Below are 2,400 nucleotides of genomic sequence, written 5' to 3'. Positions count from 1 at the left end.
AACCCGGAAGCTAAGCCTTTCAGCGCCGATGGTACTGCAGGGGGGACCCTGTGGGAGAGTAGGACGCCGCCGAACAATCTTTCAAGGACCCCTGGTCCCAGCGTTCATGCTGGGACCAGGGGTCCTTTTGTTTTTCCCGAAGCGCGTCGACTGGTCGGCTGCGCGAGAATGTCTGTGGTACCCGAAGACAGGAGTCACACCCATGTCCACCAACTCTCCCGACGACCGTCCGGAGCGCGAGCCGCGTCGCCGGGACGGCGGTGACAGGGGCGGTTACCGCGGTGGTCGTGACGACCGGTCCGGTTCCGGCGCACCCCGACGCGACAACGACCGTGGCGGTTTCCGCCGTGACGACCGGGACCGCGACCGTGGCCCGCGCCGTGATGACGGCCGTCCTTCCGGTGGTGGGTTCCGTCGGGATGACCGGGACCGTGATCGTGGGCCTCGTCGTGATGATGACCGTGGTGGGTACCGGGGTGGTCAGCAGCGTGATGACCGTGGTGGCCGTCCCAGCGGAGGTTTCGACCGCCGCGACGACCGCCCCCGTGGTCCCCGTCGTGATGACGACCGGCCCTCCGGTGGCGGCTTCCGTCGTGATGACGACCGGCCCTCCGGTGGCGGCTTCCGTCGCGACGACAACCGGCCCTCCGGTGGTGGGTTCCGTCGTGACGACAACCGCGGTGGCGGTTCCGGTGGGGGATTCCGCCGTGACGACAACCGTGGCGGAGGTTTCGAGCGGCGGGACGACCGCCCCCGTGGTCCCCGTCGCGATGACGACCGGCCCTCCGGTGGCGGCTTCCGTCGTGACGACAACCGCGGTGGCGGTTCCAGCGGCGGCTTCCGTCGTGACGACAGCCGACCTTCCGGTGGTGGGTTCCGTCGGGATGACCGGGACCGTGATCGTGGGCCTCGTCGGGATGACCGGGACCGTGATCGTGGGCCTCGTCGTGATGATGACCGTGGTGGGTACCGGGGTGGTCAGCAGCGTGATGACCGTGGTGGCCGTCCCAGCGGTGGCTTCGACCGCCGCGACGACCGCCCGCGTGGTCCCCGTCGCGATGACGACCGGCCCTCCGGTGGCGGCTTCCGTCGCGACGACAACCGCGGTGGCGGTTCCAGCGGCGGCTTCCGTCGTGACGACAGCCGACCTTCCGGTGGTGGGTTCCGTCGGGATGACCGGGACCGTGATCGTGGGCCTCGTCGTGATGATGACCGTGGTGGGTACCGGGGTGGTCAGCAGCGTGATGACCGTGGTGGCCGTCCCAGCGGAGGTTTCGACCGCCGCGACGACCGCCCGCGTGGTCCCCGTCGTGATGACGACCGGCCCTCCGGTGGCGGCTTCCGTCGCGACGACAACCGCGGTGGCGGTTCCGGCGGTGGGTTCCGTCGTGACGACCGCGGTGGATACCGCGGCGGTCAGCGCGACGACCGGGACCGTGGCGGTTTCCGGGGGCGCGATGAGCGGGACCGCGACCGCGAGCCGATCAAGCGGCTGCCGATTCCGGACGACGTCACGGGCGACGAGATCGACAAGGACGTGCGCCAGGAGCTCATGAGCCTGCCGAAGACCCTTGCCGAGGACGTCGCGCGCAACCTCGTCATGGTGGCCCGGCTGATCGACGAGGACCCGGAGGAGGCGTACGCGTACTCCCGTATCGCCCTGCGGCTCGCGTCCCGTGTGGCTGCTGTGCGTGAGGCGGCCGGGTTCGCGGCGTACGCGACGCAGAAGTACGCCGAGGCGCTGGCCGAGTTCCGGGCGGCCCGGCGGATGACCGGGTCCGTGGACCTGTGGCCCGTCATGGCGGACTGCGAGCGCGGGCTCGGGCGGCCCGAGCGGGCGATGGCCATGGCCGGCGACCCCGAGGTACAGAAGCTGGACAAGGCCGGACAGGTCGAGATGCGGCTGGTGGCCGCGGGGGCCCGCCGTGACATGGGTCAGATCGACGCAGCCATCGTGACGCTCCAGAGCCCCGAGCTGGCGTCCAACTCCGTGCAGCCGTGGACCCCGCGTCTGCGGTACGCGTACGCGGACGCCCTGCTGGAGGCCGGGCGCGAGGACGAGGCCCGGGAGTGGTTCGGGAAGGCGCTGGAGGCCGACAAGGACGGCTCCACCGACGCGTCGGACCGGCTCGCCGAGCTGGACGGTGTGGAGTTCGTCGACGTCCTCGGGGACGACGACGAGACGGACGAGGCGCCTCTTGCCGAGGACGCCTCCGAAGGGCGCGACGACCAGGGCGGGCCCGCGGACGGTTCTGCCAAGGCCTGACCGCTGAAGGCCTGGCCGCTGACGGAAAGCTGATGCGAAGAGGGGGGGGGGGGGGGGGCGGGGGGCGGGGGCGGGAGGGGGCCGGGGGGGACCGGGGGGGTGCTGGTTGGGGCTGCGGGGGGGGCGTGTCCTCG

Annotated in this window: 1 protein-coding gene, 1 rRNA gene and 1 pseudogene; all 3 read left to right on the top strand. The window is 71.6% G+C overall.

Going from position 1 to position 2,400, the window contains the following annotated elements:
- A 5S ribosomal RNA gene (gene rrf, locus JS521_RS18790) occupies positions 1-75 on the top strand; the annotation flags it as partial.
- 127 nt (positions 76-202) lie between these two features.
- A pseudogene (locus tag JS521_RS37240) lies at positions 203-1,150 on the top strand (hypothetical protein); the annotation flags it as partial.
- Positions 1,151-1,552: 402 nt separating this feature from the next.
- On the top strand, positions 1,553-2,266 hold the full coding sequence (locus JS521_RS37235) for a tetratricopeptide repeat protein (protein ID WP_205084128.1): 714 nt from the start codon (positions 1,553-1,555) through the stop codon (positions 2,264-2,266).
- Positions 2,267-2,400: the final 134 nt, after the last annotated feature.

It is taken from the genome of Streptomyces durocortorensis (assembly GCF_016901035.1).
Lineage (GTDB): Bacteria > Actinomycetota > Actinomycetes > Streptomycetales > Streptomycetaceae > Streptomyces > Streptomyces durocortorensis.
This window is presented reverse-complemented; position numbering and strand designations above follow the sequence as displayed.

Excerpts from the sequence above, each read along its gene's own strand:
- JS521_RS37235 (WP_205084128.1), top strand. The coding sequence starts at position 1,553 with ATGAGCCTGCCGAAGACCCTTGCCGAGGACGTCGCGCGCAACCTCGTC.